This window comes from Sorlinia euscelidii (assembly GCF_036452135.1).
Taxonomy (GTDB): Bacteria; Pseudomonadota; Alphaproteobacteria; order Acetobacterales; family Acetobacteraceae; genus Sorlinia; species Sorlinia euscelidii.
In genome coordinates, this window is record NZ_JAWJZZ010000002.1 from 220,992 (window position 1) to 241,664 (window position 20,673).

Consider the following 20,673-nt stretch of genomic DNA (forward strand, 5'->3'; position numbering starts at 1 on the left):
CCCTGACTGAGCATTTCACCGCAATTTGACCAGTGATCTTTCGGAAATGAGGTTGAGCCTGAGCGGCACAGGATTTAAAAAAGCGCTGGAGTAAATATATTTTACTTACTTCTGAAAAATGATAGATGAGAGAGTAAATATATTTTCATCTCACCGCGATTCATGATGGTAAATTTCGAATTTCGAAGGGTTTAACCCGCGTCATTTGAGCAGGAGTTCAGATTTCCTCTTTCTCTTTATTGGGTAGAAACGCAGGGCCATGTGAGGTCTCGGGCCTGTTCAGAGTAACTCTTTGTTCACAAACGCGATTTATCAGGTGCATGCCGCTTTATTTTGTCATCGCAGTCGCGGGCCGGATCACTCAGTTGCGGAAGGGGAACATCGCAAGATGCCAAAAAGGTCGAGTTGCACGATAAGCTCGAGTGCCTTTTTCAGGCCGTCAGTTCACTGTCGGACCTGCATCCTGCCGCTGTCGTGCGTGCGCGCTCCGCCATCCACCCACATGGTGAACCCTGCGCATTACCAACGTTTTTATCACCGTTCTGGCCTGATATGCCGCGTCAGAACGCCCGCTTCATCTGTGAAAGATCACAAAAATCTAACTCTGAGAAATAAATATGACACGCCTTCAGGGCTTTAGCGATTCGGCAGGGGAGATATCAACAGTTCATTTAAATACGGATTTAAAAATTTAATGGCCTATTAAAATTTTGGGTCAAATCAGATAAATAAAATCGAAGATAAACAATCAATTTAGATTTTTTTCTGCGTTTTTACTTTAAGAACGTCAATAATTTCCTCATAAATTATTTAAAATCATTCTTTACTAAACATGAAATTCATATATATCGCTTCGAAGACGCCGATTTATCCACCGAATGGCGGGGTCTTATTTCAAATTCGGAGCATATAGATGTTCATGACTTGCTCAAGCGCTCGGATTGCGCACATCAACCCTGAAGAACTGCCAAAAGTCAGCAATTTTATTCCGGCCGATGTTTATCTGGCCAAAATGGCATTTGATGACGATACGAGAGAGGACGCATACCGTTTAAGATATCAATGTTACCTGGCGTCCGGTCATATTGAGCCCAATAATTCCGGTCTTTTCTCCGATGATTATGATCTCCTCCCCAATAGTCGCACCATCGTGCTTTATCGAGATGGCGACCCCGTCGCGTCCGTGCGTGTGTGCCTGCTTCTCCAGGGGGCGGGCCAACGCTCGCCCTGCTACGATGCTTTCCCCGAGACGCTTGACCGTATCATGCGAGATGCGGCCCACGCTGTGAGTGGCCCTGTCCGGGTCGCCGAATATACGCGTCTGGTGCGCGACCCGTCTCTTGATCGTGGGGGCGCCATTGTCTATCTGCTTTACCGCATCGCAAGTTATGTTTCGATGATGTCACATGCTCAGATCACCATTGCCTGTGTGCGGAAATCGCACGCCTCATTTTACCGACGCCTTGGATATCAGGCCGAGACAACGCCGCAGCCCTATCCTGGCCTGAAATGCCGGATGCAGCTTATGTCTTCAGACAGAAAACGCTTTGACGAGCTTCGGGCGGCTTTCCCGATCATGGACCCTTTCACAACGGCGACCGGCCCTTTGGATGATTTCATGAGCGGCGGTGCCGTCTACTTACGCGCGGGAGACCTCCGATGATTTACACGACGCCGTGCGCCTTCGCATTCTCACTCTTCTGCTTTTTATCCTTCACCTGGGCTTTATATCGACATTTCGAATCCCCGGGGCAAATGCCGCACAATATGCGGGCCTTGTCCATTTTCAGCCTCGTCGCTTACGTCATGTTCCTCGCAATCGGCCTTTTGTCAGATCCGGGTCCATGGCAGGTAAATGGCGCGATTGCGCTCTTTATCGCTTCCGCGGTTATTTTCTGGAGTGCCGTCAACGCGACACGGAAAGGCGGCCTCCACGTTGCGCACGAGGACGCCGTTTCACGAGAAATTGTCACGCGGGGACCTTATCGCTATTTGCGACACCCATTCTACGTTGCTTATCGGCTTTTCTGGTTGGCGACCGCCCTCATAGGCGGGCCCGTTCTATGGATGTTCACCCTCGCCTTCTTCATATGGTATGCCATACTTGCCCGAGAAGAGGAGAAGAGACTTCTCCGATCGGAACTGGGCTCTTCCTACAAGGCTTATCTTTCCAAGCGAGGCCTTTTTCAATCAGGCGGTTTCAAACATGCAGAAACGGGGACCCATAAGACTGTTCACGCCTCGATATTGGCGCGAGCTGTGGCGACTTTTCGCTTTAGATGACATTCCTGAGCACGCTGGAGAAATCCGGCGTGAGCAATCCGGTATCCTTTCCAACACTGTCTTTCTTTACACGCTTCTCGGCGTTTCCTCATCGACATTGTTCATCTTTGGGTTGGATAACCGCCCCTCTACCCTCCTCGTCATCCAATGGGTCTTTCTCATCTTTCTCTATGTGTGCCTCAACATCAACAAGCACACATGGCAGAAGGACCAGAATGATGCGCGATTTATCTCGCGCTCACTCTTTCTCTTCGTGGCCCTGGGTTGCACCTGGGGCACGATCATCTCGCGCTTTGCGCTTGAAGATGAATTCATCACAGATGGTGTGTTGCTGGAAATCTCGATGGGATTGGTATCAACACCTATCATCGGTGTGCCCCTCAGCGCCGCCTTCGCCTTTTTTCTTCCCGTCAGTTCCTTTTGCATCCTCGTCATCTTTACCTGCCTGCATACGGTGGAAGCCGTTGCCAAATTCTCATTCGTCGGATTTATCGGTTTTGCCGCCAGTGGCATCATTTACATCAATAAGATCCTGATCGAACGCGCCATCAGCCGCCTTAATCTGGAACGGCAGAATGAAACGATCAGCGTGTTTCTGCGAGAATATGAAACGAATTCACCGGACTGGCTGTGGGAGACGGATCGCAACGGCAGGCTGCGCAATGTGGATGTCAAAATGAAGAGGTTTTTCCAGCCCCGCAGTGCCACGATCGAGGGCTGCTGCTTCGCCGATCTCGGCTTTGAAAATGACGACACGACCCGCCCGACAATTGATGCGCTTATCCGCAATAACCAGCCTTTTCGCGACCATGTCGTCCTGACCCGGCAGAATGGCCAGAAATATTATTTCAACATCACGGGTCATCCTGCCCATGACCGCAATGGACATTTTCTCGGGTTTCGGGGCGTCAGCTCAAACATCACGGAAAAGAAGAAGGCTGAATCCCGGGTCCATTTCATGGCGAATTATGACGACCTCACGAAGGTGATGAACCGGCAGGCATTCCTCAAAACGCTTCATCGATATTGCGAAAATAAGACGCCTTTCACCTTTCTCCTGATTGATGTTGACCGGTTCAAACTCGTCAATGACCAATATGGCCATGAGGTCGGCAATGTCATGTTGCGGATGATCGTCAAGCGGATCAAACGCGCCTGCCATCCGACCGATCTCATCGGGCGGTTGGGCGGGGATGAGTTTACGCTGATCCTCCCTTCTGCCGATCAGGATGAAGCGGTCGCTTTCAGCCGCTCATTGGTTGAAAGCTTCAATCAGGAATTTTTTATTGATCATATTGCCATCAGGCCAAGTGTCAGTGTCGGTGTCGCATTTTTCCCGCGGGATGGTGAGACGACGGAGCGCCTTTTCCATCACGCTGACCTCGCGCTTTACCACGCCAAAAAACACCGTAACAGCTTCTCACTTTTCAAGCCGGCGATGGAAGAAGAGTATTTCAAGAAGGTCAAGCTAAAGGCTGACCTCGTTACCGCCATTGATAATAAAGAGTTCTTCCTGGAATATCAGCCCATCTTCGACACAACGACGGCTCATATTGTCTCTGCTGAAGCGCTGATAAGATGGCGGCATCCCGAGCATGGCGTCCTGTCAGCCGAAAAATTCATCAAGACGATTGAGGATAATGGCCTGGTTGATGAGATCGGCGCTTTCACCCTGAACCACGCCTGTCGGGAGGCCGTCAAATGGCCGGGGCATCTTCCGATTGCAGTCAATGTCTCTCCCAGTCAGTTGCGCTCCGGCAATTTTGTGTCTGTGGTGGCGACGTGCCTCAATGATACGGGCCTCCCCCCTCTCGGCTGGGACTTGAAGTGACGGAAACGACATTCCTGGCCGCCGAAGCCCATACGCTTGACCAGCTTCGAGACCTGCGAAAATTGGGGGTGCGCCTGATATTGGATGATTTCGGCACGGGGTATTCATCACTGACCTATCTCTGCGATTTTGACGTGGATGGCATCAAGATTGACGCATCCTTCATGGAAAATGTCACCACCAATCAGAAGGTAACGGCCATCGTCAGGACGATTGCGCGCCTCGCGGCCGATATGAATGTCTATGTTGTGGCAGAAGGTATCGAGCATGAAAATCAGCTCATCTGGCTGCAATTAAATGGTATTCCCTTTGCGCAGGGCTTTTACCTCAGCCGCCCCGACCATCAGAGGATATCCGGAAGATCCTGACATCCGGCACGTCCTTCCAGAAAATGCGCGCCGGCCATCTCCAGAAACCGCCGCCGGGCACGACACGCCACTGAGCCACGTCCTCGGGCTTATCTATATCTGACGCGGGCGGTCTTTGACACGTCCCGCATCCTGGGCTCTCAAGAACTCATCGATGGTGGAGAAAAGTCCCGTTTGAAAGACTTTCCTCAATCGCTTCGAGGGAGCGGCTTTTTGTTTCCGGTATACGCGCATAAATGAATAGCCACGCTGAGACCGTAATCAGCGCGAATAACAGGAAAGTGCCTGAAACGCCGAGTATTGCGATAATCGACAATGTGACCATCGATACAAGGAAATCGAAGGACCAATGCGAGATGGTGACGAGACTCATGCCCTTACCCCGTACGGAGAGAGGGAAGATTTCCGCGCCCACCAGCCAGAGAGCGGCATTGATACTGCCCAACGTGCAAAGGACATAAAGCAGGAGGCCGATGATGGCGAGCCACCTCCCCGCATTTTGCGGGTCACCATGTAGAAACACGGCGGCCAGAAGAAACAAAGCAAAGATAGAGCCCGGCAGGACGCACAACATCAATCGTCGTCGGCCCAGATGATCGACAGCCCAAACGCCCAGGATTGTCGCCAGAGTGATGGCGATGCCCATCCCGAGGGATGTCAGCAAAGCGACGTTGTGGCCGAAACCGGCACCGGATAAAATAGTGGGTGCGTAAGTCAGCACGGCATTCGTGCCCGTCATCTGGCTGAACATGGCCAGCCCCGCCCCCGCAATAAGAGCGGGGCGCACACGGCGTGAAAAGAGGGTGCGCCAGTTTCCAGTCTCAGACGCGGCGTTGAGGATGTCACGCATTTCATCCTCCGGTGCCGCCTGCGGATCGCGCAAACGCTTTAGTACGCGCATCGCCGCCGCAGCCTGCCCGCGCATCGCGAGATAACGGGGACTTTCCGGGAGGATCGATACCCCGATGAGAAGCATGAGCGCGGGCACAGCTCCCAGGAAAAACATCAGTCGCCAATCACCCCCACGCCCTAAAAGATGCAGGGCCCATGCATGGCCGCTGAGCAACCACCCGATCAGCGAGGATATGAGGATGCCACTGACAATGGCGAGCTGAAACATCAGAACGAGTCGACCGCGGCGCGAAGCCGGGGCGAGTTCGGCGATATAGACGGGGACGATCTGGCTGGCCCCACCGACAGCAATGCCGAGGATGAACCGCGCCCCGGTCAGGTGCCAGGCCGAGGCGGCGAGACCCGACCCGATCGAGCCGAGCAGAAAAATCAGCCCGGCCAAAGCGACAATTGGGCGTCGCCCCCAGCGATCCGAAATGGGGCCTGCGATCAGGCAGCCCAGAAGCGCACCTGCCACCATACTTGCCGCGACGGCCTGTTTGCCAAATAAGCTGAGCGGAAAACTATGTTCGATCGTGAGAAGCGCGGCCGAGATGATGCCCTGATCATATCCGAAGAGAAGTCCGGCCAGGCCCGCCACGCAGGATGCGATAAAAACTCGGAGATCAGCAGGCGTCACGCGTCGCTGAATTGCCTCCGTTTGAAGTGACACAGGGTCGGCGCATGAGGGGAAGCCATCAGGACACATGAAACCTCCGCAAGCCAGATTTGAAAACCGGAAATCCAGCTAGGCCGGAAGATCCCGCCTTGGGAAGACACAGCTTCGTGAAGGCGAGGCTTCCTGCTTCTCGCCTCCAAGCCATCTCTTTCTGCGAGGCGCGCCTACGCGCGGTTCTTCAATAAGAGAGCCACCGTGGTAGTGGCTCCCCCGACGTCGCAACCTCTTTCAGAAATCGCTCAATGCGACGCGCCGCCAGTGATCTTTGCCGACACAGACGTAATGGTAATTCGCGTCATCCGTGAACTGCCCCTCCGTGCACGAGGCCGAACCGGATGCAGGCGTCTGAAGCTGCTCAACATATTGTTTCGCGTAAACACCATTGACGCCCCGTATACTCGCGCCGCCCGAAATTTGCGTGCCGACAACCCAGTCGCCCTGATTATTGCCGGAAAGCGTGGCCCCGATATTGATCGCGCCATTGACGGTCGCCCGCGCCTCAATATTGACGCCCGACGGTAATTCCAGCGAATTGCCGAACCACGTCGTCCCGTCGGCCCGCACGCAGAAACCCGGAAAATCCTTATTGCGACTGGCGCTGTTACTGCCGATGAGGCAGACGCCACCCAGATTGGCGACGTTATAATTGAAGGAGATAAAACCCATATCCGAGCCGGAGTTAGGGATGGCGTTCCATTGGTCTCCGTCAACGTTCAGGCCGAAATTCACCCGATAATCCGTCCAGCTGGGCGTGTCAGCGTCCGTGACCTGTTCCGTCCAGGCGCGCGTGACAAGGTTGTGCCCGTCAATGCTCGGCGTCCTGCTCTCAAACGACGTATGACGATTGCCCTTCCCCTTTTCAGGCGCTTTCGAACCGGGAATGTAAAAATTATAGCCCTTATATTCATTCGCCCAACCCGAAACATTATTCTGAATGCCATTGGGAAGATTTTGTCCGTTGATCAGGATGGCTGACGAGTCATAAGTAGGGTGATAACAACCGCCGGAAGACGGCGCGGCGGCGCCACGACAATCATAAGAAATCAATAAACCTGTCATCGACGCCTGATTTGACGCCGTGCCCATATAATGCATGTCAAATTCCGCGCCGCCGAGGTGATCAATCATGGAATGCGGATTATCGGACGGGTTGAACGCCGCATAAACATTGATGGCGCCTGCCTGGGTTGGCGCACCAATCATCGCGACGGACTTCCCGAAATTATTGCGCACCGTGTCATAGGTCGTGGTCGGCACGTCATTGGCTTTCCAGGGATGGCCGGACGAATTCCCGCCTAAAACGCCCCAGCCCTGAACAGAAATTGACGACCCATCCGCCGCCACGTCATTGACAAGGGAAACATAGTAATTTTCCGGGGCAAGGGTTTTACCCGATGTCGGATTGACGAGACCATCATCCGACGGAAATTCCGGCGCTGCGACATCCGAGGTGATCGAATTCGTGACGACATACTGATTCTGATGGATGCGCGCGATTTGCTGCGGCGTCAGATAATGGTCTTTCGGCAGGTAAATATGCGTCGCATCATAAGTGACATCTTCCAGGACGAGCACGGGTTCAGCACTGCCGGGCTGGAGATATTCCGTCACTGTGTCATATGAGGGATCGTCAGCGATATTGGTCACATCTGTCAGGTTGCTGCTGAGACCGGCCCGCGACTGAAACATCGGATAGGTCGTCATGACAGTGCAGATCAGGCACCCCATATCCATGAAGCCATCGGGCATTCCACGAATAACAATCGACGCGCCCGAGCCGCGTTGGTCTGTTTCCGCGGACGCGTCAAGGCTGCCGACACGCTGCCCCCCGAGAAGAAGCGCATGAGGGGGCGTGTAGGGGTCCGTATTCTGCCCCGGGGCGCCATTATCTGATTGCGTCCCCCCGATCGACAGAACGGGTGCCGCACCTTGGGTGGAGAGATTCGGAAATGTGACCTCATGGTCGGAGGTCTCTGTGACAGTGCTTTGCGCATAAACGCTCGACGCCCAAAACACCGCCAGAAAATGTAAGATTTTATTCATTATTACCGTCCTTACACTCGTAATGCGGGTATGATACATCTTAAAATTTAATTTTTGATTTTGCACGCAGTCGTGAACATGTTTCGGTCTCGGCACGTGGTCGTTTCGGACGTAGAAAACCGCTTTATATTGCTGTTGATGAAATATCCGCGATATGATGGCGATCCATATAGTATCTATTTTATCCGAAAACTTGATCTTTACCCGAAATCGTCGAAAAGATAAACGGGACTTCAAGACCGATCAGGATTTACCCGTAAAACGAGCCAAGCCGCGAAACGCCGGGATGCTGGGCGTCGCCGGTTTATGGTGAAAAATTTGGCACTCACAAACATCACGTAACCGCGCGACCCGCCATCTTCTCGGGTTTCGAAGGTAGTGGCCAGACGTTTGAAAAGACGGATTGAGCCTCTTCAGATCACCTTCTTTATCCCTTGGAAAGGCGTCGTGATCTGCGCGCTGAACTCCCGCTCTTTCGCCCAAAATTGCTGATCCTGATACCAAGACTTTAGCCCTCGTCCTCTGCTTTAATTTAACTTATCGAAACCTCGGCGAGAGCCTCCGCCGCCTTTTGAGCGGCAGTTCAACAGCAAAGGATCGATGAAGAGCTCTTAGAGTCGTCATCGATATCCGAAACGGACTTTTTTAGGATTTACCGGAACATACGTGACATCTTGGGACTCAACATTTGATTTGAGAGATCAATGAAAAAAATTTCTCCGGGAATTTAAGGCCAAAGGTAAGACCAATTGCAATGGCAGATATAGTGACGCCACCCACAAGCACTTTAATCGAAAGTTCGACGTATCCTGAAAGTCGAGAAATCTCATAAAGTAAGAAAGTGACTGGCGCGAAGCCAGAAGCGAAATGAATTTTACGATGAAATTCGCTTAAGTTTTGATTTTTATCCTCTAACTCTTTAACTCTTTTCGCAAGTCTTCCAATATCCTTGCTTAGAACGTTATTTTCTTCCGTTAAACCAACGTTCCGATCTTCCAACTGACTTATAAGAAAGTCGGTTTTTTCTTTCCGAAGCTTTTCCAATACAGCTTCAATGAGCTCTACACTAGATGAGACGAGCTCTTGGGGTGTCTGAGGGGCCTTTTCCTTTTTTTGACTGGGCCACACGAGCTTCATACTCCGTTCGGATGTCTTCAGGCGGAATCAAAACGTTCTTTTCACCTGGGGTGTAATTTTTGTACCAAGCTCCACCTTTCCAATGGGTAATTCCGACAAGCTCTGCAGCACTGAACTTCATCAATTGGTCGTTGAACAAGTTTAAATAAGTCCTTGCATATTCGTCAACAGAATCATGGTCTGCGAAAACGTTTTGAATAGGATCACGGCCAAAATGTGCAATAGCTTTGTATACGTCGGGAGATACGGGACCGTAATCCCATGCTTCAAACGAGCCATCTATCAGAGCCTGACCATCATGTTTCCCAGTGTAAAACATGTGAGCAAGGTACAGAATTTTTTGCAGTTTCAAGTTGGTTATTGTCCAGCCGCTCCGTTCACAAACCAGTCTCGCTGCTGTGAGGGGTTTCATAGGCATTATCGTGCTCCTTCAGTTCGCACCGAAGCATGCATGAGATTTCTCAAACTGCTACGACTTTCAAACTAGATATTCGTGAAACCGGTTGCAACTTTTTTCATTTTTTGTCGAAGCAAGCGCCTTGAATAATAGCACATCATCAAAATTCACTAAACCGTGCCATGATCAACGCTCACCAAATCGTCGCCACACCGTGCTATCTTGGAGAGCTTCTAAGCACGAGCAACGGCGGGCCGTCATGGCGCCACTCGACACCGACCATACGTGCTTCGCCAACGTGCAGCGTCAACTTGCGCCATGAGTCAGAAAGCTCGGGAAAAAAATCGTCACGCGCATCAGAAATGTCTAACCCTGTTGGAAAAGTGTCTAACCTTCCAGTTAAGGTGATGATCTTCTGACGATTTCAGGAAAATTGGTGAACCGGGTGGGATTCGAACCCACGACCATTCGATTAAAAGTCGAATGCTCTACCGACTGAGCTACCGGTTCGCTTTGGTGGTGCCTCGCTACAGCACTCGCGCCTTCGCGTCAAGCTGCTGTAGCGGGCTTGGGCATCATTTAAGTGCTTGAGGAAACAGGTCGCATTGAGACGATGATGTCGGGATCGGTCACCATCCCGGACGCGCCGCCGCCTCGTTTGATCTGGTCAACATGCTCCATGCCAGACGTGACTTCACCCACAATGGTATATTGCCCGTCAAGCGAGGGTGATGGTTCGAACATAATGAAGAACTGGCTATTGGCGGAATTCGGGTTCATGGTGCGCGCCATGCCGATCGTGCCGCGTTCAAATTTTGCTTCCTGCGTAAATTCCGCCTTCAGGTCCGGCAGATCGCTCCCGCCCGAGCCGGTGCCTGTCGGGTCGCCCCCCTGCGCCATAAAACCCTCAATGACGCGGTGAAATTTGACACCGTCATAAAATCCCTGGCTCGCCAACTCCTTCAGCCGCGCGGCCGCGAGCGGGGCCAGATCAGGCCGCAGCCGGATCATCACCTTTCCCGATTTCAGCGACATTTCAAGCATGTTGTCGTGTTCAGACATAATTCTTCCTTTTAATGGGTGTTTCAGACCGGCGTGACCGCTTTGGCGGCTCTACGCCTTCAGAAATTCCGCCACCGCGTCCGCCACAATATTAGGGACGAAAGGGTGGATATCCCCTTGAGCCGCGCAATCTCCCGCACGATGCGCGACGCGGTCAGGCGTGTTTCCGGAGCGGATAAGATGAAAACTGTCTCCACTGTCGGCAGCAATTTCCGATTTGCCTCAGCCAGTTGCGCTTCATAATCGAAATCCGCGTTGGATCGCAATCCCCGCAGGATTGTGCCAGCGCCATGTCGCGCAACGGCATCAACGAGCAGCCCGTCAAATGTGACGATCTCCACACGCCCCGCATCGATCTCCGCAGCCGCGATGGCCTGAGATGCGAGGTCGAGGCGCATCTGCAACGGTAAAAGCGGGTTTTTGCCCGAATTGGGCGCCACACCAATAATGACCTTATCCAGAAAGGTCAGGGCACGATGAATAATGTCGAGATGCCCGAGCGTGATCGGGTCAAACGTGCCGGGGTAAAATCCGATGCGGTTACCCATTGACATCATCATCCTTGCCCGGATTTTCCTCGCCGGACGCGCCATTTTCAGGCGGCTCTGCTGACGATGCAGCCTCAACGGGGTGCAATGCGTCACCTTCCGCCTCCTCATCAGGGTCGTGACCGTCATCACCGTCATCCATAACGGGGAAGACACTCATCACCTGCTCATCCTTCCCGATGCGGAAGAGCGTCACGCCGCCTGCCTGGCGCGCCATAATGCGCACCTGTTTAACAGGCAGGCGGATGAGGCGGCCGAGATCCGTTACAAGCATGACATCCATACCCGGCAATATCGGGAGGGTCGCAACCACTTCCCGCCCGCGTCGGCTGCTGTTGAACGTCATATTCGCGATGCCCTGCCCGCCACGTCCGGACACACGATAATCATAAGCGGAGGAACGCCGCCCGAAACCGGCATCGCTGACGGTCAACAGGATCTGCTCCTGCGCTTCAAGTTCATCAAATCGTTCTGCGGAGAGGTCATGCGTCGGGCTGACACTGATATCGTCGTCTTCATCCGCGCCGATATCGGTTTCGGGCGCGGTATCCTCCTCACCCGGCCCCTCCGCCACCTGCGCTTCCAGACGACGTTTCGCATTCGCCATACGTAGATAGATGGCGCGCTCTTCCACAGACGCATCCACATGGTCGAGGATACAAAGGGAGTTGACCTCATCCCCAGGTGCCAGGCGGATGCCCCGCACGCCGGAACTGCCGCGCCCGGCAAAGACGCGCAAAATCTCGTCAGTGATCTGGAAGCGAATGCAACGCGCTTTTTTCGTGGCGAGGAAGACATCCTGACCCTCATGACAGGTCGCCACCCCGATCAGCGAGTCACCTTCATCCAGCTTCATGGCGATCAGGCCCGATGCGCGGATGTTCTTGAAATCACTGAGGCGGTTACGCCGCACGCCACCACTGGCGGTCGCGAAAACGAGGTGCAGGTCCGTCCAGAGTTCCTCCTCCTGCGGGAGGGGGAGGACCGCCGTGATGCTGTCACTTCCCAGATCGGGCAGAAGATTGACGAGCGCACGCCCTTTCGCCGTCGGGCTCGCCTCCGGCAGGCGCCAGACTTTCTCCCGATAAGCCTTTCCGCCGGAGGAGAAGAACATGACCCACTGATGCGTATGCGCATTGAAACTGCGGATAATGACATCATCCCCACGTCGGCCCGCCGCCGTGCGCCCACGGCCACCACGATTCTGCGCGCGGAAAATCTCCAGCGGCGTGCGCTTGATAAAGCCATCCCGTGTGATGGTCACCACCATCTGGCCAGGCTCAACCAGACTTTCATCAGACTGGTCGCCTAACGCGTCGGAAATCTCCGTCATACGGGGCGAGACGATCGCAGCGCGCGCGGCGTGGAGTTCTTCCCGCATGACTTCCATACGGCGGATGTGACTGCCGATGATTTCGAGCAACTCACCGATTTTTTCAGCGACATCGGCAAGCTCGGCGTGGATCTTTTCACTTTCCAGACCGGTGAGGCGCTGTAGTCGCAAATCAAGAATGCCACGCGCCTGCGCCTCGGTCAGGTTGACTTTACCATCGCGGACGACATTGCCTTCATCATGGATCAGCGCGATCAATTCGGCGACGTCGGCAGCATCCCATGATTGCGACATGAGGCGTTCCCGCGCTGTCGCCGCATCCGGCGCTGCGCGGATCAGGGCGATGACAGCATCAATATTGGCCACGGCAATGACAAGCCCGACCAGCAAATGCCCGCGATCACGCGTTTTATTCAGATCAAACCGCGCCCGGCGAAGGATGACATCTTCCCGAAAGGAGATGAAAGCTTTCAGAACGTCAATCAAACCCATCGTGCGTGGCTTGCCGCCATCGAGCGCGAGGCAATTGACACTGAAAGACGTTTGTAATTGCGTGAAGCGATAAAGTTGGTTCAGGACGACTTCGGGCGTTGCATCGCGTTTCAGTTCAATGACGATGCGCATCCCGGAACGATCACTCTCATCCCTTATGTCCGCGACGCCCTCTATTTCCTTCGCGCGGGTGAGATCAGCGATTTTTTCCTGCAAGCTGGCTTTATTAACCTGATAAGGGATTTCCGACACCACAATGGCTTTGCGGTCCTTGCGGATCTCCTCAATTTCCGCGCGGGCGCGGACGGGGATGGAACCACGGCCCGTTTCAAAAGCCTGACGGATGCCGCGCCGCCCCATGATGATCCCCCCTGTGGGGAAATCCGGCCCCGGAATCAGCTCCATCAACGTGTCCAGCGTGACTTCCGGGTCTTCCACCATGGCCAACGTGGCATCGATCACCTCGCCGGGATTATGGGTCGGGATATTTGTCGCCATACCCACGGCGATGCCGGATGCACCATTGACCAGCAGATTGGGGAAGGTCGCCGGGAGGACCTTGGGCTCCACCTCACTCTCATCGTAATTCGGCTGGAAATCCACCGTGTCACGATCAATATCATCGAGGAAAAACGAGGCGGAGCGCGCCAGTCGCGCTTCGGTGTAACGCATGGCCGCGGGGCTGTCGCCATCGATCGAGCCGAAATTGCCCTGCCCGTCAATAAGGGGCACACGCATGGACCAGGGCTGCGCCATCCGCACCATAGCATCGTAAATCGAGCTGTCACCATGCGGGTGATATTTACCCATGACGTCGCCGACCGGGCGTGCCGATTTTCGGTAGGGTTTGTCCGCGGTGAAGCCACTCTCACGCATCCCGTAAAGGATACGGCGGTGCACAGGCTTGAGGCCGTCACGCACATCCGGCAGGGCGCGCGCAACAATGACCGACATTGCGTAAGCGAGGTAGGAGGTGCGCATCTCCTCCTCAATCGTCACCGGCATCTGATTGAGTGGGGCGGGGGGCGTCAACGTGTCAGTCAAGTGAGATCCATTTGATTAGCGGCCAAGGCGCAAAGTGTCTTTAAATTCTGTCCATGCGGCCCGCCGGGGGAGGCCAGCATGATCATCGACGCATTAAAACGGGATTTCATCATCCAGATTGCCGGACTGGCTGTCCCACCCGCCCTGACTCTCCTGAGGGCGCGCGACGGGCGCAGGAGACGGGCGCGGCGGCACACCGCCAATTTCGTTATCGTCATAGGATGGCGCGGCGCCGCCCCCGTCATTTCGGCCATCGAGCAGGACAAGCTCCCCCCGGAAGCGGTCAAGCACGATCTCCGTCGTGTAACGCTCCATATTGGATTGGTCCGTCCATTTCCGCGTCTGTAGCTGGCCTTCCAGATAGACCTTACGCCCCTTGCGGAGGAATCTCTCCGCAACATCCGCAAGGCGCTCATTGAAAATCACGACCCGATGCCATTCCGTACGCTCACGCCGCTCACCGGATGCGCGATCATTCCAACTCTCAGAGGTGGCGACAGTCAGATTGACGATCTTGGTGCCGGATTGAGAGTTGCGTATTTCCGGATCACGCCCCAAATTGCCGATGAGAATAACCTTATTGACGCTTCCTGCCATGAACCGTGATCCTTGTCTGAAAAATTCTGGCGCAGCTTACCGCACATCGCCGTTACAGTCACGCGTCTCCGCCGCGACATTGCGGGCATAAGAGATTTATTGATCCTCCTGAGGAAATGGGCGTTTTTAATGTTTCATACAGAGCTTCTCCGGGTGGAATACCGCATTCGATGACTGACATTAAACCGCTTCAGGCCATTCGCGTTCGCGGGGCCCGTGTACATAATTTGCGTGCGGTCAATATTGACATTCCGCGCGACCGCCTGACGGTCATTACGGGCCTGTCAGGCTCGGGCAAATCGTCACTGGCTTTCGACACGATTTATGCGGAGGGACAGCGCCGCTATGTTGAAAGCCTCTCAGCCTATGCGCGGCAATTTCTTGAACTCGTGGGCAAACCGGATGTGGACTCGATTGAAGGCCTGTCCCCCGCTATCTCGATCGAGCAGAAGACCACGTCCAAAAATCCGCGCTCAACCGTCGGCACCATCACCGAAATCTACGATTATATGCGCCTTTTATGGGCGCGTGTCGGCGTGCCCTATTCCCCCGTGACCGGTCTGCCGATTGAAGCACAGACGGTCAGCCAGATGGTTGACCGGATCATGGAGCTGCCGGAGGGCACGCGCTTCATGCTGCTGGCGCCCGTCATCCGTGAGCGAAAGGGGGAATATCGGAAGGAACTGGCCGAACTTCAGCGCAAGGGCTTTACCCGTGTCATGGTCAATGGTGACCTTCACGAGATTGCCGCGGCGCCGCAGCTCAATCGCAAATTACGCCACACGATTGAAGTCGTCATCGACCGCATTATCGTCAAACCTGGCATTGAAACACGCCTCGCCGATAGTCTGGAAACAGCTCTGTCCCTCGCGGACGGGATTGCCTACGCCCTGCCCGTGCCCAAGGAGGATGTGGGCAAAAAGCCGGAGCGCATCACATTCTCCGCGCGTTTCGCCTGCCCGGTCAGCGGCTTCACGATTGAGGAAATTGAGCCGCGCCTCTTCTCCTTCAACGCCCCCACGGGCGCATGTCCCGTCTGCGCAGGGATCGGGATTGAGCGCCATTTTGACACGCGTCTGATCGTGCCGGATGAGTCACGCTCCCTTCTAAAAGGGGCGATTGCACCGTGGCGCGACGCTAAGGCCCCCTGGTATCAGCAGACACTGGAGGCCGTCGCCGCGCATTTCCGTGAGAAGATGACCACGCCTTGGTCCCGGTTGAAAGAAGAGACCCGCCATGCGCTGCTTTACGGCACGGATGACAACGTCACCTTCACCTACAAGGATGATCGACGCGACTATAACCTGGTCAAACCCTTTGATGGCGTCATCAAAAACCTTACGCGTCGCCTTAATGAGTCGGAAAGTGTCTGGGTGCGGGAGGAAATTGCCCGCTATCAATCGGATGCGCCATGCCAAGCCTGCCGAGGCGCCCGGCTACGTCCGGAAGCATTGAGCGTCAAAATCAACAAGGCCACCATCGCGGATGCGGCGGAGATGACGATTCATCGCGCGCTCGACTGGTTTTCATCCGTCGAGCCCACATTGACGCCGCAAAAAGCGGAGATCGCGCGCCGTATCTTGCGGGAGATTACGAGCCGCCTGCACTTTCTGATGGATGTCGGGCTCGATTACCTCACTTTGTCGCGTATGTCGGGCACGCTCTCAGGGGGGGAAAGTCAACGTATCCGCCTGGCCAGCCAGATCGGCTCCGGGTTGAGCGGGGTGCTTTACGTGCTGGATGAACCCTCGATCGGGCTGCATCAACGCGATAATGAGCGTCTGCTGAAGACGCTGACCCGCCTCAAATCCCTCGGCAATACCGTCATCGTCGTGGAACATGATGAGGATGCAATCCGCACGGCGGACTGGCTTGTCGATATGGGCCCCGGCGCGGGCCGCCTCGGCGGCAATGTCGTGGCGGAGGGCACGCCGACGGAGGTGGCGGCGAACCCGCATTCGATCACGGGGGACTATCTCTCCGGTCGGCGCAGCATTCCCATTCCGGCGCGTCGCACCATCGATAAAAAACGTATGCTCACCCTCGAGGGCGCGACCGGCAATAATCTTAAGGATGTCTCAGCGCATTTTCCGCTTGGGTGTTTCATTGCTGTGACGGGTGTGTCGGGGGGTGGCAAATCATCCCTCATCATCGAAACACTTTATAAAGCTCTGGCGCGCGACCTTTCCGGCGCGCATGAAATGCCGCTTCCTTTTCGCGACATTGAAGGGTTGGATCAGCTCGATAAAATCATTGAAATCGACCAGTCCCCGATCGGGCGCACACCGCGCTCCAACCCGGCCACTTATACGGATCTATTCGCGCCGATCCGCGATTGGTTCACGGAACTTCCGGAGTCGAAGGCGCGGGGATATAAGCCGGGACGGTTTTCCTTCAACGTCAAAGGCGGGCGCTGTGAGGCATGTCAGGGGGATGGCGTCCTCAAAATTGAAATGCACTTCCTCTCCGATGTGTTTGTCACATGCGACGTTTGTAAGGGCAAACGCTATAATCGCGAGACGCTGGAAGTGAAATTTCGTGGGAAATCCATCGCGGATGTGCTGGATATGACGGTCGATGAGGCCCTGCCCTTTTTCAGCGCCGTGCCGCGAATCAGGGACCGCCTCGCCATCCTGCAGGAGGTCGGGCTTGGCTATGTCGCCCTCGGCCAGCAGGCCACCACCCTCTCCGGCGGTGAGGCGCAGCGCGTCAAATTATCGAAGGAACTCGCCAAACGCGCTACGGGCAAAACCATCTATATCCTTGATGAACCCACAACGGGTCTACATACGGAGGATGTGCGGAAGCTGCTCGAAGTCCTGCACCGGCTCGTCGCGCAGGGTAACACGGTGATTGTGATTGAGCATAATCTCGACCTCATCAAAACCGCGGACTGGGTCATCGATATCGGCCCGGAAGGCGGAGAAGGTGGCGGTGACATTGTTGCGGAAGGCACGCCGGAGGACATCGCCGCAACACCCGTGAGTTATACCGGGCAATTCCTGAAGCCACTTCTCAAGACACGGACGGGAAAGGCTTCCGCGGGCAAAGTTGCCCCGTCGGCAAAGCCGAAGCGGGTCAGACGCGCCAGGGGCAACGAAAAATAATCGGTCATGATGGGTCGAGGGTGAGTGACGTCACATCCCAATGCCTCGCCTTTCCCACCTCAAAAGAGGATCCCATGAGTTTTGCAATTTATTGCGTCGGGCGGAATTACGCGGACCATATCAAAGAATTGGGCAACAGGCCTTATGATCAACCCGCCATTTTCATGAAGCCCTGCTCATCCCTTGTGACCGATGGCCGGATTGTCATCCCGCCATTCACGACGTCACTTCATTATGAGACGGAGCTGATCATCCGACTCAAAAAAGACGCTTATCAAGTCAGCGAAGCAAAGGCTCTCTCCTGCTTCGACGAGATCGCCATCGGGTTGGATTTAACGGCGCGTGACCTGCAGACGGAACTTAAGGAGAGGAAGTTTCCCTGGCTGTTATCGAAGGGCTTTAAAGGCGCGGCCACCTGCTCAGATTTCATCAAACGCGCAAACTTACCGGAGGATATTTCCTTCGCGATGACGGTCAATGGTGAAGTCCGTCAAACTGGCCATTTGCTCGACATGATTTACGCGATCCCATACCTGATCTCTCTCATCAGCCAATATTGCGCCCTGCGTGCGGGTGACCTGATTTATACAGGGACGCCGTCCGGCGTCGGTCCCCTTGCGGAGGGCGACGACATCTCCCTCTTTATCGAGGGGCGGGAGATGGACCGTTACGAGGTTGCCGCTTAAACCCAGCACGTTTCAGGGGTGCTGCGCATCCGAGAGGGCTTTGATGACGATACCCGGCGTCAGAATTTGCGGCAGCACAACCCCCTCTCCACCCGGCTTGTAATAAACATAGAGCGGCACCCCATCGCGCCCGAATTGACGCAGATAGGCTGTGATGCGGTCATCCTTGTTTGTCCAATCCCCAACCAGCATCGTGACACCACGCGCCGCGAAGGCCTTCCGCACGGAAGAAGTGGACAGCGCCACACGATCATTTACAAGGCAGGTAATGCACCAGGAAGCTGTCATATCGACAAAGACCGGCTTTTGCGCCGCGCGTTTCTCCGCCAGCACTTCCGGCGACCATTTCTGACGCGCAAAATCCGCATCGTCCGATTGTTGGTTTGCCATGACGTCATGCGCATCTGAAGCCTGATTTTGTGATGGAATGATCCAAATAGCGCTCAGGATCGAGGCGAGCACAAGTGTGAGGGCGCAGAACAGGTTGGCGCGCCGGCGGCCCCGCGCACCCCGAATCTTCTGTCGTTGGGATATCCCGTAGAGCCAGGCCGCGAGACCGAGCGAGACAACGCCGGAAGCCGCCAGCAACGTCATAAAAGCGCCCCCCTGCACGGTCGCGACCCAAAGCAGCCAGACGCAGGAAGCCAGAAGCGGAAAAGCCAGTAACTGCTTGAGGATGGCCATCCATGGCCCCGGGCGTGGCAAAAACCGCCCCAGAACGGGGAAACAAGCGATTGAGACATAGGGGCAGGCAAGACCAACCCCCATCGCGACAAAAATCACGACGGAAATCATAAAGGGCGCTGTCAGCGCCACCGCCAGCGCCGTCCCCATAAAGGGTGCAGTGCAGGGTGTCGCGAGGATAACAGCGAGCACGCCGGTGATAATATCACCGGAAGCGCCGAGACGCGTCATCGCGCCGACATCAATTGCGCCGGGGGTAATCTCAAACACGCTGAAAAGATTGAGCGCGAGGAGGAAGAGAAGCCACATCGTCATGATGACGAAAAGCGGCGATTGAAATTGAAAACCCCACCCGACCTGCGTGCCACCCGCCCGCAGGATAAGCGTCAAAGCCGCCAGAGCGAGAAAAGCCCCGACCACCCCAACCGCATAATATAATGCGGATCGACGTTGCGCATGACGCGCGGCCCCCGCCATCTTAACGAGAGAGAGGGCCTTCATTGCGAGCACAGGAAAAACGCAGGGCATGAGATTGAGGATCAGCCCCGCGATGAAGGCAAAAATCATGGCCCGCAACCAGGGCGTCGCATCACCAGCAGCGGCGGGCGCACCTTCCGACAGACTGGTGGAGAGGTGCAGATGTTCAAGCGCAAATGCGCGTTGCCGTCCATCCTGTCCCTTTAGGACAATCACGCCGCCCAAATTTGCAGGAAGGGCATCGGGCTTCGCCCATTTGAGATGGATGGTGAGACTGTCTTCGGACGTCTTGACGGGTTGATCGACCAGTTGGTCAATGACGCCTGGGCGATCCGGCATGAACCAGGCTGAAGCCACATGTAAGGCATCGAGCCCCTTACCCCGAAGCATCAGTCTGCCACTCTTGTCAAACCCTGCTTCGAAGGGGGAGGGGCGCGGCATCTGCGCGGCAGCGTGATGGAAGAGCGGTGCCTCCTGGCCCTCCGGCGTCTCCGATGTCGCCGCGGGCAATGTCAGGGTGAAATCACCTTTCTCCGGGACACATGTATTGGCGCAGACCAGCCATTCCGCATGGGCTTGAACTGTCGCCGGGCCGACGCCCGACGCGCGCAATGTTACGGGCAGGACGACATCGCCCTCATAGCCATAGGCCATGAGGCCACTCTCAGGTATCTTTGATGGGGTCGGCCACGCAATCTGGTCCGACCGGCCCTCACGATCACCGCTCAGGGACACGGAAAGCGTTGTCGCTTCGCCCGCATCACCCGGGTTTTTCCAATAAGTGTGCCAACCGGGCTGAAGCTGAAGCCGAATGGCGGCGTTGAGCGTTTGATCCGGGCCAAGTGCATCATGATCCGTGATCAACGTCGCGGTGTCGTGTGCCGATTGGAGGGGCCTACTGACCGCCGCACACGCAGGCTGGATTTGTAATTGACCTGTCAAAATCAGGCCCAGCACGATAAGCGGAAGCCAGCATTTGAATATTTTTATGGACTTGACCATCTTTCCGCTCCG

13 protein-coding genes, 1 tRNA gene and 1 pseudogene are annotated in these 20,673 nt (G+C 55.1%); 5 read left to right on the plus strand and 10 right to left on the minus strand.

Translation table 11 applies throughout. The features are described from left to right. Positions 1 to 919: 919 nt before the first annotated feature. The 3 genes and pseudogenes from CGLAMM_RS04625 (at position 920) to CGLAMM_RS04635 (ending at position 4,482) form a co-directional block, all read left to right on the plus strand. The gene (locus CGLAMM_RS04625) at positions 920 to 1,663 is read left to right on the plus strand and encodes an N-acyl amino acid synthase FeeM domain-containing protein (protein WP_418115433.1); all 744 of its coding nucleotides are present in this window, start codon (positions 920 to 922) and stop codon (positions 1,661 to 1,663) included. Beyond that, positions 1,660 to 2,283 carry a methyltransferase family protein gene (locus tag CGLAMM_RS04630; protein WP_394818879.1) on the plus strand — a complete coding sequence of 208 codons (624 nt, stop codon included), beginning with the start codon at positions 1,660 to 1,662 and terminating at the stop codon, positions 2,281 to 2,283. The genes CGLAMM_RS04625 and CGLAMM_RS04630 overlap by 4 nt, the downstream gene beginning before the upstream one ends. A 343-nt stretch (positions 2,284 to 2,626) precedes the next feature. Continuing rightward, positions 2,627 to 4,482: pseudogene (locus CGLAMM_RS04635) on the plus strand (sensor domain-containing protein). 148 nt (positions 4,483 to 4,630) lie between these two features. On the opposite strand, the gene CGLAMM_RS04640 reads toward CGLAMM_RS04635, so the two are convergent. From CGLAMM_RS04640 to ssb, 9 genes are all read right to left on the minus strand, one after another. Next, positions 4,631 to 6,046 carry a sugar porter family MFS transporter gene (locus tag CGLAMM_RS04640; protein ID WP_418115434.1) on the minus strand — a complete coding sequence of 472 codons (1,416 nt, stop codon included), beginning with the start codon at positions 6,044 to 6,046 and terminating at the stop codon, positions 4,631 to 4,633. Positions 6,047 to 6,280: 234 nt separating this feature from the next. Continuing rightward, complete coding sequence (locus CGLAMM_RS04645) at positions 6,281 to 8,095, minus strand: hypothetical protein (RefSeq protein WP_418115435.1); 1,815 nt, start codon at positions 8,093 to 8,095, stop codon at positions 6,281 to 6,283. Between the two features lie 681 nt (positions 8,096 to 8,776). After that, positions 8,777 to 9,139: a hypothetical protein gene (locus CGLAMM_RS04650; RefSeq protein WP_394818882.1), complete on the minus strand. Its 363-nt coding sequence runs from the start codon at positions 9,137 to 9,139 to the stop codon at positions 8,777 to 8,779. A 22-nt stretch (positions 9,140 to 9,161) separates the two neighbouring features. Further along, positions 9,162 to 9,650, minus strand: coding sequence for a Panacea domain-containing protein (locus CGLAMM_RS04655; protein WP_394818883.1), 489 nt, complete (start codon positions 9,648 to 9,650; stop codon positions 9,162 to 9,164). Between the two features lie 413 nt (positions 9,651 to 10,063). Further along, a tRNA-Lys gene (locus tag CGLAMM_RS04660) sits at positions 10,064 to 10,139 on the minus strand. A gap of 69 nt (positions 10,140 to 10,208) precedes the next feature. Continuing rightward, positions 10,209 to 10,691 (minus strand): peptidylprolyl isomerase, encoded by a 483-nt coding sequence (locus CGLAMM_RS04665; protein WP_394818884.1) that lies wholly within the window; start codon positions 10,689 to 10,691, stop codon positions 10,209 to 10,211. 59 nt (positions 10,692 to 10,750) lie between these two features. Continuing rightward, complete coding sequence (gene coaD, locus CGLAMM_RS04670) at positions 10,751 to 11,239, minus strand: pantetheine-phosphate adenylyltransferase (RefSeq protein ID WP_418115436.1); 489 nt, start codon at positions 11,237 to 11,239, stop codon at positions 10,751 to 10,753. Then, positions 11,232 to 14,069 carry a DNA gyrase subunit A gene (gene gyrA / locus CGLAMM_RS04675; RefSeq protein WP_418115471.1) on the minus strand — a complete coding sequence of 946 codons (2,838 nt, stop codon included), beginning with the start codon at positions 14,067 to 14,069 and terminating at the stop codon, positions 11,232 to 11,234. Before gyrA ends, coaD begins: the two co-directional genes overlap by 8 nt. Before the next feature lie 132 nt (positions 14,070 to 14,201). Continuing rightward, positions 14,202 to 14,705 carry a single-stranded DNA-binding protein gene (gene ssb, locus CGLAMM_RS04680; RefSeq protein ID WP_394818886.1) on the minus strand — a complete coding sequence of 168 codons (504 nt, stop codon included), beginning with the start codon at positions 14,703 to 14,705 and terminating at the stop codon, positions 14,202 to 14,204. Between the two features lie 170 nt (positions 14,706 to 14,875). On the opposite strand from ssb, the gene uvrA reads away from it, so the two are divergent. Together uvrA and CGLAMM_RS04690 are read left to right on the plus strand one after the other, a co-directional pair. After that, entirely contained in the window at positions 14,876 to 17,812 is a 2,937-nt protein-coding gene (gene uvrA / locus CGLAMM_RS04685) for an excinuclease ABC subunit UvrA (RefSeq protein WP_418115437.1), read from the plus strand. 74 nt (positions 17,813 to 17,886) lie between these two features. Beyond that, positions 17,887 to 18,498, plus strand: coding sequence for a fumarylacetoacetate hydrolase family protein (locus CGLAMM_RS04690; RefSeq protein ID WP_394818887.1), 612 nt, complete (start codon positions 17,887 to 17,889; stop codon positions 18,496 to 18,498). 12 nt (positions 18,499 to 18,510) lie between these two features. On the opposite strand, the gene CGLAMM_RS04695 is transcribed toward CGLAMM_RS04690, so the two are convergent. Next, positions 18,511 to 20,661, minus strand: a complete 2,151-nt coding sequence (locus CGLAMM_RS04695; protein WP_394818888.1) for a protein-disulfide reductase DsbD family protein — start codon at positions 20,659 to 20,661, stop codon at positions 18,511 to 18,513. Positions 20,662 to 20,673 lie beyond the last annotated feature (12 nt).